The following is a 12263-nucleotide window of genomic DNA, read 5'->3' as shown; positions in this document are numbered from 1 at the left end:
TGTACCAACAGCCGGGCAGCGAATCGGCCGTGAGCCAGTACGACAAGGACGATGTGGAGGCCGCGGGCCTGGTCAAGTTCGACTTCTTGGGTTTGGCCACGCTCACGATTTTGGAGATCGCCCGGGAGTTCATCATCCAGCGGCACAAGGGGCAGGACAATTTTGCCTTTGAGAACATTCCGCTCGATGACGCCCCGACGTACAAATTGTTTTCAGACGGCAAAACCGAGGCGGTGTTCCAGTTTGAAAGCCGAGGTATGCAAGGCATGCTGCGCGATGCGCGCCCGAGCCGCTTGGAAGACCTGATCGCCCTGAACGCCTTGTACCGCCCGGGGCCTATGGACCTGATCCCGAGCTTTGTGGCCCGCAAGCACGGCCGCGAGGTCATCGAGTATCCGCACCCGCTGGTGGCCGAGATGCTCAGTGAGACCTACGGCATCATGGTTTACCAAGAGCAGGTGATGCAGACCGCCCAGATTCTGGGTGGCTACAGCTTGGGCGGCGCGGACATGCTGCGCCGGGCCATGGGCAAGAAAAAGGCCGAAGAAATGGCCGAGCACCGCGCCATTTTCCGCGCCGGCGCGGCCAAGAACGACATCACCGAAGACAAAGCCGACGAAGTCTTTGACTTGATGGAGAAGTTCGCGGGCTACGGTTTCAACAAATCGCACGCTGCGGCTTATTCATTGCTCGCGTACCACACCGGCTGGCTCAAGGTGCACTACACCGCCGAGTTCTTTTGCGCCAACATGACGGTCGAGATGGACGACACCGACAAGTTGAAGGTGCTATACGAAGACGCGGTCAAGTTTGGCATCCGGTTTGACCCGCCTGATGTGAACCGGGGCACGCACCGCTTCGAACCTGTGACCGACAAAATCATCCGCTACGGATTGGGCGCCATCAAGGGCACGGGTCAGCAAGCGATCGACGCCATCGTGGCGGCCCGCAACGAAGGCGGCCCGTTCACCAGCTTGTTTGACTTTGCGGTGCGCGTGGACCGCACCCGCATCAACAAACGCACGGTGGATGCGCTGATCAAGGCTGGGGCTTTTGACTCGCTGCACATGAACCGTGCGGCTTTGTCGGCCAGCATCGACCGGGCGTTTGAGTTTTCAGCCGCCACCACGGCCAACGCGAACCAAGGCGGCTTGTTCGACATGCTTGGCGACGACTCGCATGGCTCCAGCACGCAAGAGCCTGAGTTGGTGGAGGTGATGCCATGGGGCATCAAGGAGCGCTTGCTGCTCGAAAAAACGGCCGTGGGCTTCTTTTTATCGGGTCACCTGTTTGATGCCGTGGAGCGTGAGGTGCGGCAGTTTGCCCGCCGCAAGATTGACGAACTGATCGACAGCCGCGAATCGATGGTCCTGGCCGGCATCGTGAGCGATTTGCGCATCATCAACGGCCAGCGCGGCAAGGTGGCGATCTTCAAGCTCGACGACAAAACCGGCATGATGGAAGCCACCGCCGACGAAGCCCTGATCAACTCGGCCAAGCATTTGCTCAAAGACGACGAGCTGATCATCGTCACGGCCAAGATGCAGGCGGACCGTTTCTCGGGCGGTTTCCGCCTCAAGATGGAGCAGATCATGGACTTGGGGGCGGCGCGTTGCCGCTTTGGCAAATACCTGCGCGTGGCCGTCAATGGCCGTGCACCCGACATTGCGCGCATCGTCAAAGAGTTCCCCGCGCAGCGCGAGCAGACCGAACAAGGTGACTTGGTGCGCGGCTTGCCGGTGCGCTTGGTGCTGGAGCGTCGCAACGAAGATTTGGCTGCCCGCGCTGAGCTGGCGCTGGGTGAGGCCGCCAAATTCTTTCCCACCGATGCGGCGCTGGCCAGCTGGATGGCGCAGGCCGATCAGGGTCAGGCGCGGATTGTGTACGACTGAGGCTGCCCGGCTCAGTCCAGTGGCCTGAAGCCCAGCACGATCACAGGGGGGACGCGCCCATCGGTGTCCCTGGGCAGTATTTGGGTTTTGTCGATGGCCCGCAGCACGGCCTCGTCCCATGCTCTGTTGCCGCTCGACTGCACGATGCGGCGGCTCAGGATGGTGCCGTCGACGGCCACCCGGACTTCCACCTCTGCCCGAGCATTGCCTAAAACATCCCCAGGGTAGGTGATGTTGGGTTTGATCCGGCCAATCAGTCGGCCTGCATAGCTGGCAGATGGGCCTGAAGATTTGAGCGCCGTGCCTGTGGCGTTTGGCCCACCCGATGCACCGGCCATGCCTTGCATGCGCTCCAGATTTTCTTTGCGCAAGGCTTCAGCGCGGACCACATCGGCTTTGGCTTTGGCGGCTTCTTCTTTGCGTTTTTTCTCGTCAGCCAAAGCCTTGGCCTTTTCTGCGGCCTTTTTCTTCTCGAGCACTTGCGCGGCCAGCGCCTTCTTTTTCTCTTCAGCCTTGTCTTTTTCAGCTTTCGCTTTATCGGCTTTTTCTTTTTCGGCTTTTTCTTGGGCTTCTTTTTTCTTCTTTTCCAAAGCCTTGCGTTTGAGCTCTGCTGCTTTTTCTTCTTGCTTGAGTTTGTCTTCTTGCTTTTTCTTTTCAAGCGCAATTTGCGCATCTCGCAGCGTGTGATCGGGCTCAGGCTCAGCTTGGGCCGGAGGGGGCGCAGGGGTGGGTTCCGGGGCGGGCTTTGGCTCTGACGGTGGCTCGGGTGTGGGTTCCGGTGTGGGCTCTTGCAGTCGAGGAGCCGCCGCTTGCGGCACAGCCGACCACAGTTCGGCCTCGGCTTGCAAGGTTTGGGGTTGTGTTTTCCAAGCGGTAGCCAGTCCCAGCGCTAAGAACAGCAACAAGTGCACTGCACCGGCAACCACCCAGGCGCGTCCCATGCCCGGCTGGGCTGGCGGGGCAAACTCTAAGTGCGGGGCGGGCTTGGCGCTCACGTTAGGGCTTTCAGGGTGCCAGTTGAACTGACAGGCCCACCCTGGCAATGCCCGCGCGCTGCAAGCTGTCCATGACTTTGACCACGGTTTCGTATTTCACGCTGCGGTCGGCGCTGATGACAACGGCGGTGTTGGCGTTGTCGCCCACCAGGCTTTTCACGCTTTTGGCCACGTTGGCCAGGGTGGCACTGTCGGTTTTGCCGTTGTTCACCAGTTCTAGGCGCTCGTCTTTTTGAATGACCACTTGCACCACCTGATCGGGTTGCTTGGCGGCCTTGCCCACGCTGGGCAGATCGACCATGCTGGGTGTGATCATGGGTGCGGTCACCATGAAGATGATCAAGAGCACCAGCATCACATCGATGAAGGGCACCATGTTGATTTCAGAGATGGTGCGGCGACCGCGGCTTCGGGAAGAGGGGGATGGCATGGCGCAATCCCATCAATGGCCAGAGGCCGAATTGCTGCCGCCCGATGAGCCCAAGCTGCGCTGGAGGATGTTGGAGAACTCTTCAATGAAGGTTTCCAGCTTGATGGCGATGCGGTCGACGTCGTGGGAGAAGCGGTTGTAAGCCAGCACGGCTGGAATGGCTGCGAACAAACCGATGGCAGTAGCCACCAGGGCTTCGGCAATGCCGGGGGCCACTGTGGCCAGCGTGACTTGCTGCAAGCTGGCCAAGCCGGTGAAGGCGTGCATGATGCCCCACACGGTGCCAAACAAACCCACATACGGCGAGATGGAGCCGACCGAGGCGAGGAAGGCCAGTTGCGATTCGGCCATGTCCATTTCGCGCTGGAAGCTCGCCCGCATGGCGCGGCGTGCCCCGTCGAGCAAAGTGCCCGCGTCGCTGATGCGGCGTTCCCGCAGTTTTTGGTACTCGCGCATGCCGCTGGCAAAAATGCGCTCCATGGGGCCCGACATTTTGGCGTTCTGGCTGGCAGCGTTGAATAGTTCGTTCAGGCTGGTGCCTGACCAGAACACGCGCTCGAACTCGTCGTTCAGAGTTTTGATGCGTTTGATGGCTGTGATTTTGCGCACGATGGCCGCCCAGCTGGCCACCGATATACCGAGCAAAATCAGCACCACCAACTGGACCACAAAACTGGCGTGCAGCAGCAGCGAGACGATGGACATGTCTTGGTTCATTTCAGGGCTTCCAGAACAGGGGCCGGGATGCGGCCGGGTTTCAAGGTGGTGCTGTCGACCCAGCCCAGGCGAATGGTGCCTTCGGCCAGGAGTCGTTCGTTACTTGGGGTGGTTTGGCCCGGTGTGCGCAGGTAGGCACGCTGGGCAATGGTCAGGCTGGCTTTGCCGCCGCTTTGCAGCTCGGCGGTGACGACCAGGGTGTCGTCCAGGCGGGCGGGCGAGTGGTATTTGACGGCGGTTTCAGACACGACAAACATGCCGCCAGATTGGTCGCGCAGCACCTGCTGGCCAAAACCCAGGGCACGCAGCCATTCGGTGCGGGCACGCTCAAAAAACTTCAGGTAGTTGGCATAGAACACGATGCCGCCTGCGTCGGTGTCTTCCCAGTAGATGCGGATGGGGTGCTCAAAAGCATTGGCGTTTGTGCTGGGGCTTGGCGTGTTCATGGCTGCAACCAAGCCTTCAGGCGGGCGATGGCGGTTTGCAACTCGGCCATGGAATTGGCGGTGGAAAACCGCACAAAGTGTGCTGTTTGGTCGGTGCCAAAATCGCGCCCGGGTGTGATGGCCACATGGGCGTGTTCCAACGCGGCAAAGGCAAATTCCCAGCTGTCTTTGAGGCCCAGCTGTTGGCACGCGGCCGTGCAGTCGGCCCAGGCGTAAAAGGCCCCATCTGGGGGCACAGGCACGCTCAGACCCAGCGCATTCAGGGCCGGGATGAAGTAGTCACGCCGCGCTTTGAACTCGGCACGGCGGCGTTCGTAGTCGGCCAGGCTCTCGGGCTCAAAGCAGGCCAGCGCTGCCTGTTGTGCCACGGTGCTGGCGCAAATGAACAGGTTTTGTGCCAGGCGCTCCAGCACGGGTGTCAGCTGCTCAGGCACTACCAGCCAGCCCAAGCGCCAGCCGGTCATGTTGAAGTATTTGCTGAAGCTGTTGATGCTGATGACGTCGTCGCCCAGGGCCAGAGCGCTTTGACCGAAAGTGTCATCGTGGCTCAGGCCGAGATAGATTTCGTCGATCAGGGTGATGCCGCCGTGGCTGCGCACCACGTCAAGGATGCGGGCCAGCTCGACCGGTTCAATCGAGGTGCCCGTGGGATTAGAGGGCGATGCCAGCAAGACGCCTCGGGTTTTTGGGCCCCAAGCGGCGGCCACTTTCGCGGCGCTGAGCTGGAAGCGCTCCTCGGCGGTGGTGGGCACCAAGACCGCGGTGCCCTCGGCCGCGCTCACAAAGTGGCGGTTGCAGGGGTAGCTCGGGTCGGGCATCAGGATTTCGTCACCCCGGTCAATCAGGGCCAGGCAGGCCAATTGCAAAGCCGCCGAAGCGCCCGCTGTGACCACGATGCGGCTGGCGGGCACCTGCACGCCAAAGCGGGAGGCGTACCAACCGCTGATAGCCTGGCGCAGGGCGTCCAGGCCCAGCGCGGGGGTGTATTGGGTTTGGCCCGACTCGATCACGGCAAGCGCGGCTTGCTGCACGAGGGGCGGGGCGGTGAAGTCAGGTTCACCGATGTTGAGAAACACCACAGGCCGGTCGCTTTGGGCGACTTCGCGGGCCTTTTGCGAGGCGGCTTTGGCCACCTCCATGACATAAAAGGGCTCGATGCGCTCGGCACGCTCAGAGATGCGCATGGTGTCTTGGGTCGTTGAGGTGTTTATTTGACACGCCCGGATTGGCGGTCGGCTTGCACTTCGGCACTGCGCAACTCGGGGGCCAAGCCACCCAACACTGCGTTGACGTATTTGTGGCCATCGGTGCCGCCAAAGTCTTTGGCCAGCTCGATGCATTCGTTGAGCACCACACGCCAGGGCACGTCCAGGCAATGCTGCATTTCGTAAACACCGATCCACATGATGGCGTGTTCGACCGGCGAAATTTCGGCAAAGCTGCGGTCGAGCTTGGGCGCGATCAAGGCGTCCAGAGCCTCGGATTGTTCGGTGCAGCCATAAAGCAGGGCGTCGTAATGGGCCGAGTCGGCTTTGTGAAAGCCCGACAGATCGCGCGTGAAGACGTCGATGTCAGCCGCTTCGTTGCGGCCCACAATGTGCTGGTACAGCGCCTGCAAGGCGAACTCACGCGAGCGGCTGCGGGCAGGTTTGGCCGAAGATTTGCGAGTGCCAGCAGTGGGCTTGGTGTCCGCTGCGGTGACTTCTGACATGGGGGTGGGTTCGGTCATCAGGTGTTCTCTTCGTCGTCCAGACCATCGGCCAACTCGGCCATGTCGGCGGCCAGGTCGTCCATGATGCAAGCCATCTCGACCGCCACGCGGGCTGCGTCGCGCCCCTTTTCGGTTTGGCGCACGATGGCTTGTTCCAGGTTTTCAGTGGTCAGGATGGCATTGGCGATGGGCAGGTTGTAATCCAGTGCCACGCGGCTCACGCCTGCGCCGGATTCGTTGGCCACCAGCTCGAAATGGTAAGTCTCGCCTCGGATGATGCAGCCCAGCGCGATCAGCGCGTCGTATTCGGCACGCTCGGCCATGGCCTGCAAGGCCACGGGTACTTCGAGTGCGCCGGGCACCATGACGTGGTCGATGCTGGTCACGCCCAGGGCTTCGAGCTCTTCGATGCAGGCTTTGGCCAGGGCGTTGGTGATGTCTTCGTTGAAGCGGGCTTGCACGATGCCGATGTGCAGAAATTGGCCGTCGAGTTCTTCGGCCTGGCCTTTGTTGGCTTCGAGCATGGTTATTCCTTGGGGATGTAAGCGGTGATTTCGAGGCCGTAGCCGGTCATGCTGGGCATGCGGCGCGGCTGGCCCATGAGGCGCATTTTGTGCACGCCGCATTCGCGCAGAATTTGTGCGCCCACGCCGTAGGTGCGCAGGTCCATCTTGCCGCGCTCAGGCGCTTGGGCTGAACGGGCACGGCCTTCAAATTGGGCCAGCAATTGGTCTGCCGACTCGCCACAGTTGAGCAGTACCGCCACGCCACAGCCTTGGGCATTGATGTAACTCAGGCTGGCGTCCAGGCCCCAGGAATGCATGGCGCGGTTCACTTCGAGGGCGTCGAGCACCGACAGCGGCTCGTGCACGCGGACCGCCACCTCGGTCTCGGGTGTCCATTCGCCCTTGACCAAAGCCAGGTGCACAGCTTGGTTGGTTTGGTCGCGGAAGGCGTGGGCGGTGAACTCGCCATGCGCGGTTTGAAGTGGGCGGCTGCCAAGGCGTTCCACCAGCGATTCGTTCCGGCTGCGGTGCTCGATCAGGTCGGCGATGGTGCCGATTTTCAGGCCGTGCTCGGCCGCGAAGATTTGCAAGTCTGGTAGGCGGGCCATGGTGCCGTCGTCCTTCATGATCTCGCAGATCACCGACGAGGGGCTGCAACCGGCCATGGCGGCCAGGTCGCAACCGGCTTCGGTGTGGCCAGCGCGCATGAGCACGCCGCCGTCCACCGCTTGCAGCGGGAAGATGTGGCCAGGTTGCACCAGGTCGGTGGGCTGGCTGGTCTTGGCCACGGCCGCTTGCACCGTGCGGGCACGGTCAGCGGCCGAGATGCCGGTTGTCACCCCTTCGGCAGCTTCAATAGACACGGTAAACGCCGTGCTGTAGACGGTGCCGTTGCGCGCCGCCATGGGCGGCAGCTTCAAAAATTCGCAGCGCTCGCGGGTGAGCGTCAGGCAAATCAAGCCCCGGCCAAAGCGTGCCATGAAGTTGATAGCTTCGGGGGTGACGTGGTCAGACGCCAGGACCAGGTCGCCTTCGTTTTCGCGGTCTTCTTCGTCAACCAGGATCACGATGCGGCCGGCTTTCATCTCGGCCACGATCTCTTCGACGGGCGAGATCGCCACGGGCATGCGTTGTTCGGGCGCGTTCATGGGGTGTCTTTCTGGGTCAGGCCTGCGCTGAGCATCCGCTCAACATAACGGGCCACGGTGTCGATTTCGAGGTTGACCCGGCTGCCCGCTTGAAGGCTGCCGAGGGCGGTGTTGTCCACGGTGTGCGGGATCAGGTTGATGCTGATCTCGCAGCCATCGGTCAGATCAGTCACGCGGTTGACGGTGAGGCTCACGCCATTGACGGTGATGGAGCCCTTGTAAGCGAGGTATTTGGCCAGGGTGTGCGGGGCCAAAATGCGCAGCTCCCAGCTTTCGCCGATTTGCGCAAAGTGGCTGATTTGGCCCACGCCATCGACGTGGCCGGACACGATGTGCCCGCCCAAGCGGTCGTTGGCGCGCAAAGCTTTTTCAAGGTTCACGGTGCCTTCTTGGTCCAGACTGCTCGTTTTGTCCAGCGATTCGGCCGAGATGTCGATGGTGAATTGACGGCGCTCGGGGTTGAAGGTGGTGACGGTCATGCAGGCGCCGTTCAGGGCGATGCTGTCGCCCAGGCCTACATCGTCGAGATACCCGGCGGGGGCCTCGATGGTGAGGCGCTTGCCGTGGTGTAAAGAGCGACCCAGGTCGTGGGTGGCGACGATTCGCCCCACGCCGGTGATGATTCCGGTGAACATAGCTGTCTATTTTCGCAGGTAAAGAGGGTGATTCGAACGGACTTGCAACAAAAAAGCAGGCCCAAGCCCTGGCCACGGATCAGGGTTAACCAAGGGCCATGTGGGCAGGATGTATGCCTAGAATGGTGCATTGCAGCAGATTGTTCAATTGCCTTCCCCCATCAGGAGTATTCATTGCCGGTCAAGCCCCAAGCCAAAGCGGCCAAAAAGTCTTCCTCCGCCCAAGCTTGCGCTGCCCCGGTTTTGGCCCCAGCGCGGACCATCAAAAAATACCCCAATCGGCGCTTGTATGACACGCAGACATCCAGTTATGTGACCCTGGCCGAAATTAAAAAACTGGTCATGACCGCATCCCCAGTGGTGGTGCTGGACGCCAAAACTGGCGACGACCTGACGCGCTCCATTTTGTTGCAGATCATCCTGGAAGAGGAGTCTGCGGGGGCACCGATGTTCAGCGAAGCGGTGTTGTCCAACATCATCCGTTTTTATGGCCATGCGATGCAAGACCACATGGGGTCTTATTTGGAAAACCATGTGCAGTCGTTCATGGATTGGCAAAGTAAGCTCGGGGAATCCAGCCCGACCCTGAGCCCCGAAGTCTGGTCTCAGTTCATGCAGTGGCAAACGCCGCTGATGCACAACATGTTTTCTGGTTTGGCCGACCCTTCGCAAAATGTCATGGCGCAGGTGCAAGAGCAGATGCAGAAAAACACCCAACAGATGCTCGGCGCCTTGGGTTTGAAGACCTGAAGGTGGCTTGATAGTCATTTGTCACCGTGTTGTCGTTTTTCCGGGGACAATGCGGGGATGAGTGAAATGAACATCAACGCCTCCGTGCCCACCCCCAAAGTGGGTTTTGTCAGCTTGGGTTGCCCCAAAGCTTTGACCGATTCCGAACTGATCCTGACGCAATTGAGCGCCGAGGGTTACCAAACTTCTAAAACCTTTGAGGGGGCAGACCTCGTCATCGTGAACACCTGCGGGTTCATCGACGAAGCCATCAAAGAAAGCCTGGACACCATTGCTGAGGCATTGAGCGAAAACGGCAAGGTCATCGTGACCGGTTGCCTGGGGGCCAAAACAGGCGAGGGTGGCGGCAACATGGTGCTGGAAATGCACCCCAGCGTGCTGGCGGTGACCGGTCCGCACGCCACCCAAGAGGTGATGGACGCTGTGCATACGCACCTGCCCAAACCGCATGACCCCTTTCTGGATTTGGTGCCCGGTGGCTTTGGCGAGGCGGGCCTGAAGCTCACGCCGCGCCACTATGCGTATCTGAAAATCAGCGAAGGCTGCAACCACCGTTGCACCTTTTGCATCATCCCTTCCATGCGAGGTGACTTGGTGTCACGCCCCATTGGCGATGTGCTCAAAGAAGCCAAAGCCTTGTTTGAGGGTGGGGTGAAAGAACTGCTGGTCATCAGCCAAGACACCTCGGCCTACGGCGTGGATGTGAAGTACCGTACCGGCTTTTGGGATGGCAAACCGGTTAAGACCCGCATGCTGGAATTAGTGCAGACGCTGGGCGAGATGGCCCGAGAGCACGGTGCTTGGGTGCGCTTGCATTATGTCTATCCTTACCCGAGCGTGGACGACATCATCCCCTTGATGGCCGAAGGGCTGGTGTTGCCCTATTTGGATGTGCCGTTTCAGCACAGCCACCCCGATGTGCTCAAGCGCATGAAGCGCCCGGCCAGCGGCGAGAGGAATTTGGAACGCATCCAGCGTTGGCGCGAGTTGTGCCCCGAGTTGGTGATTCGCAGCACCTTCATTGCCGGCTTCCCAGGAGAGACCGAAGAAGAGTTTGAGCACTTGCTGGGCTTTTTGCGCGAAGCGCAAATTGACCGCGCGGGGTGTTTCGCCTACAGCCCGGTCAAGGGTGCTACGGCCAATGAGTTGCCGGGCATGCTGCCCGAGGCGCTGCGTGAAGAGCGCCGCGCCCGTTTCATGGCCGTGGCCGAAGAGGTGTCGATTGCTCGATTGCAGCAACGTGTGGGCGCAACCATGCAGGTGTTGGTGGACAGCGCTCCTGCCATGGGCCGACGCGGCGGGGTGGGCCGCAGCTTTGGCGATGCACCTGAGATCGATGGCGTGGTGCGTTTGCTGCCGCCTGAGAAGATCAGCAAAACACTCAAAGTGGGTGAATTCACACGCGCCCGCATTCTCAGCGTGGAAGGCCACGACTTGGTGGGGGTGCCGGTTTGAGGGTCTGCGGCGAACGTCTGCGCAGCTTGAGTGCTGTCGGCGTACGCCGCAGGGCTTTGAGTTTGACGACCCCCGCTCACAAAGCCTTGGGTGGTCAAACCTCTTTTTTGACAAGTGGTGATTTTGAAGAGGACAACAAAAAAGCCGTTGATCAGAAATCAACGGCTTGTGATGTTTTGAGCTTATCGCATTCGATAAGATTGGTGCCCAGAAGAAGCAACGGACATCCAGTATTTACAGGGGTTCGCTGGCATTGTTGGGGATTTTTTGGGGTTGACCGGTTTCCCAAACTATGATCTCGGACAGCAAATAACGGCCAAAAGCGTCACGACGGGGGAAGCCTGGTAGAGCCTCTCGCTTGCGCAAAGTGTTGTCGCTGACGCCCAGCCGCGTACACAGCTCTTCGCGGGTGAGTCTAGCGCCGATTTTGGTGCTGAGGGTATGCAGTGCCTGGCTCATGGGCGCCATCACCGCTCCCATTTCCGCAATCGCCGCTTTGGTGGCAGCCTTGACCGCCATGTTCAAGATGTCATCTGCGAGCACAACATCACGAGAGGAAGACTGCGCCGCCCGCGGCAGCGAGGCATTGCGCACGCCCTCTTCAACCGCCTGAGCAACAATCTTACGCATTTGTGCAGTAGTCAAAACCACGACATCTGAACCTGAGGATGACATTTTTTTAACCTCGTGGAACGTTTTCGGTTTACGTGCTCAAATTTGAGTTTGCGTCTGGGAGATCAACCGGCTTGTGAGTTGAAGAGTCCAAAGCCAGCTGTTCAAGAGATCGCCCAGCGTCATCGGTTAAGGTCATCGCTCGCATTCCCGGGAAAAGCCCTTGCTTGCGCAAACTTTTAATGCAGGAATTGAGCTCCGGCCACCCTGCAATCACCTCGCGCATCAGGTGTGCGTTCTCAGGGGTTGCTTTAATGACGCTGGGCATGCTCAGGCTCAGGCAACCGAATGCTCTTTCAAGCAATTGGGACAGACTTGTGACGCCTCACCTGCATGGGCCATGTATTGACCTTGACATTTTCGGCAACGACGGATGACCAGCTCGCATTTGCGCCTGCCACCCCATGAGCGTGTCATCTGTGTAGGATTGACACAAAAAATAGCCGCGACTGAACGGGATTACGTAGTCACGTTCACTGGCGCGAAATGCTGGGTCTCCACTCGAACGCCAGGAATCAGACTGCGATGGTGAGGCAGTCACACGGGCGTAGTGATAGAAAGCATGAGCGTAAGCGGCATACTCCGGTAGAGTTCGGCTCGCGTGGTCGTACAGCCGAACCAGCAGTGCTGCATGGGAGCGGCGCTGAGGCGTTTTGACGTACCACATCAGGTCGTTTGGCTGCTGTCCGCTTGGGGAGCTGTCACCCATGACCTCTCTCCAGATCGTCCGGGCATCGAGCTGTGAAAGCCCCGTGATCTGTGAAACAACACAGGCGCGAGCCCCCAAACGCACCATCATGATTGCCCAGGGATAGACGTGGGCGAGGGTGGTGGTTGTGATGCCCATGATCACACCCCTTTGCGCGTGCGGGTTGCTGCTTGCACGACTTCGAGTGGGAACGTCTT

Annotated in this window: 14 protein-coding genes; 3 read left to right on the top strand and 11 right to left on the bottom strand. The window is 60.0% G+C overall.

The window, feature by feature from the left end:
• A partial coding sequence (gene dnaE, locus Q0341_RS06020; protein WP_299511221.1) for a DNA polymerase III subunit alpha occupies positions 1–1892 on the top strand: 1892 nt, incomplete at its 5' end.
• Positions 1893–1903: 11 nt separating this feature from the next.
• On the opposite strand, the gene tolA is transcribed toward dnaE, so the two are convergent.
• The 9 genes from tolA to Q0341_RS05975 are packed head-to-tail and all read right to left on the bottom strand — an operon-like array spanning position 1904 to position 8480.
• The gene (tolA, locus tag Q0341_RS06015; RefSeq protein WP_299511219.1) at positions 1904–2887 is read right to left on the bottom strand and encodes a cell envelope integrity protein TolA; all 984 of its coding nucleotides are present in this window, start codon (positions 2885–2887) and stop codon (positions 1904–1906) included.
• A gap of 10 nt (positions 2888–2897) precedes the next feature.
• Positions 2898–3317, bottom strand: coding sequence for a biopolymer transporter ExbD (locus Q0341_RS06010; RefSeq protein ID WP_299511218.1), 420 nt, complete (start codon positions 3315–3317; stop codon positions 2898–2900).
• 12 nt (positions 3318–3329) lie between these two features.
• Positions 3330–4034, bottom strand: a complete 705-nt coding sequence (gene tolQ, locus Q0341_RS06005; protein ID WP_299511217.1) for a protein TolQ — start codon at positions 4032–4034, stop codon at positions 3330–3332.
• Positions 4031–4480, bottom strand: coding sequence for a YbgC/FadM family acyl-CoA thioesterase (locus Q0341_RS06000; protein ID WP_299511216.1), 450 nt, complete (start codon positions 4478–4480; stop codon positions 4031–4033). Before Q0341_RS06000 ends, tolQ begins: the two co-directional genes overlap by 4 nt.
• Entirely contained in the window at positions 4477–5664 is a 1188-nt protein-coding gene (locus Q0341_RS05995) for a pyridoxal phosphate-dependent aminotransferase (protein ID WP_299511215.1), read from the bottom strand. Before Q0341_RS05995 ends, Q0341_RS06000 begins: the two co-directional genes overlap by 4 nt.
• 23 nt (positions 5665–5687) lie before the next feature.
• A complete protein-coding gene (gene nusB / locus Q0341_RS05990; protein WP_366522698.1) occupies positions 5688–6191 on the bottom strand; it encodes a transcription antitermination factor NusB in 504 nt (167 codons plus the stop codon).
• A 17-nt stretch (positions 6192–6208) separates the two neighbouring features.
• On the bottom strand, positions 6209–6715 hold the full coding sequence (gene ribH / locus Q0341_RS05985; protein ID WP_299511214.1) for a 6,7-dimethyl-8-ribityllumazine synthase: 507 nt from the start codon (positions 6713–6715) through the stop codon (positions 6209–6211).
• 2 nt (positions 6716–6717) lie between these two features.
• Entirely contained in the window at positions 6718–7845 is a 1128-nt protein-coding gene (gene ribBA, locus Q0341_RS05980) for a bifunctional 3,4-dihydroxy-2-butanone-4-phosphate synthase/GTP cyclohydrolase II (RefSeq protein ID WP_299511213.1), read from the bottom strand.
• Positions 7842–8480 carry a riboflavin synthase gene (locus Q0341_RS05975; protein WP_299511212.1) on the bottom strand — a complete coding sequence of 213 codons (639 nt, stop codon included), beginning with the start codon at positions 8478–8480 and terminating at the stop codon, positions 7842–7844. The genes ribBA and Q0341_RS05975 overlap by 4 nt, the downstream gene beginning before the upstream one ends.
• 174 nt (positions 8481–8654) lie before the next feature.
• Between Q0341_RS05975 and phaR the strand changes: the two genes are divergently transcribed.
• Positions 8655–9230 (top strand): polyhydroxyalkanoate synthesis repressor PhaR, encoded by a 576-nt coding sequence (gene phaR / locus Q0341_RS05970; protein ID WP_299511211.1) that lies wholly within the window; start codon positions 8655–8657, stop codon positions 9228–9230.
• A 57-nt stretch (positions 9231–9287) separates the two neighbouring features.
• Positions 9288–10685 carry a 30S ribosomal protein S12 methylthiotransferase RimO gene (gene rimO, locus Q0341_RS05965; protein WP_299511210.1) on the top strand — a complete coding sequence of 466 codons (1398 nt, stop codon included), beginning with the start codon at positions 9288–9290 and terminating at the stop codon, positions 10683–10685.
• A gap of 234 nt (positions 10686–10919) precedes the next feature.
• Here the strand turns inward: rimO and Q0341_RS05960 are convergent, their stop codons facing one another.
• Entirely contained in the window at positions 10920–11360 is a 441-nt protein-coding gene (locus Q0341_RS05960) for a hypothetical protein (protein ID WP_299511209.1), read from the bottom strand.
• Between the two features lie 322 nt (positions 11361–11682).
• Positions 11683–12153 (bottom strand): FlhC family transcriptional regulator, encoded by a 471-nt coding sequence (locus Q0341_RS15245; protein WP_366522696.1) that lies wholly within the window; start codon positions 12151–12153, stop codon positions 11683–11685.
• Positions 12154–12263: the final 110 nt, after the last annotated feature.

Source organism: uncultured Limnohabitans sp., from assembly GCF_937889215.1.
Classification (GTDB): domain Bacteria; phylum Pseudomonadota; class Gammaproteobacteria; order Burkholderiales; family Burkholderiaceae_C; genus Limnohabitans_A.
This window is presented reverse-complemented; position numbering and strand designations above follow the sequence as displayed.

Coding starts and splice junctions, on each gene's coding strand:
- Q0341_RS06010 (WP_299511218.1), bottom strand. CDS start 3,317: ATGCCATCCCCCTCTTCCCGAAGCCGCGGTCGCCGCACCATCTCTGAA.
- tolQ (WP_299511217.1), bottom strand. CDS start 4,034: ATGAACCAAGACATGTCCATCGTCTCGCTGCTGCTGCACGCCAGTTTT.
- Q0341_RS06000 (WP_299511216.1), bottom strand. CDS start 4,480: ATGAACACGCCAAGCCCCAGCACAAACGCCAATGCTTTTGAGCACCCC.
- Q0341_RS05995 (WP_299511215.1), bottom strand. CDS start 5,664: ATGCGCATCTCTGAGCGTGCCGAGCGCATCGAGCCCTTTTATGTCATG.
- nusB (WP_366522698.1), bottom strand. CDS start 6,191: ATGTCAGAAGTCACCGCAGCGGACACCAAGCCCACTGCTGGCACTCGC.
- ribH (WP_299511214.1), bottom strand. CDS start 6,715: ATGCTCGAAGCCAACAAAGGCCAGGCCGAAGAACTCGACGGCCAATTT.
- ribBA (WP_299511213.1), bottom strand. CDS start 7,845: ATGAACGCGCCCGAACAACGCATGCCCGTGGCGATCTCGCCCGTCGAA.
- Q0341_RS05975 (WP_299511212.1), bottom strand. CDS start 8,480: ATGTTCACCGGAATCATCACCGGCGTGGGGCGAATCGTCGCCACCCAC.
- rimO (WP_299511210.1), top strand. CDS start 9,288: ATGAGTGAAATGAACATCAACGCCTCCGTGCCCACCCCCAAAGTGGGT.
- Q0341_RS05960 (WP_299511209.1), bottom strand. CDS start 11,360: ATGTCATCCTCAGGTTCAGATGTCGTGGTTTTGACTACTGCACAAATG.
- Q0341_RS15245 (WP_366522696.1), bottom strand. CDS start 12,153: ATGGTGCGTTTGGGGGCTCGCGCCTGTGTTGTTTCACAGATCACGGGG.